We start from the raw sequence: 290 nt of genomic DNA on the forward strand, positions 1-290 counted from the left end.
GTATTCTCGTGTGTAAAAACCTCCACCACACCATTAAGCTGGAGAGCTGCAGCTGTATCTATATTTTTGATTCGTCCTTTTGCAATGGCAGAAGAGACTACTACGCCGTGCAAAAGCCCCTCCTTGTGAAATTCTGCTGTATATTTTGCGTTCCCGGTGACTTTGTCCCTGCCGTCAACCCTGTTTTCAGGGGTTCCTATAAAATTTGTTGCCATACTATTTGTCTATTTTAGCAGCCTGCATTAATGCACGAACAACAGTACGCCGTGCAAGTTCAATTTTAAACTCGT

1 protein-coding gene is annotated in these 290 nt (G+C 43.4%); it reads right to left on the reverse strand.

The genetic code is table 11. From position 1 onward, the window contains the following. Positions 1 to 215: hypothetical protein (locus HC175_RS23140; protein ID WP_168140095.1), on the reverse strand; the 215-nt coding region annotated here is incomplete at its 3' end. Positions 216 to 290 lie beyond the last annotated feature (75 nt).

This window comes from Salinimicrobium oceani (assembly GCF_012037645.1).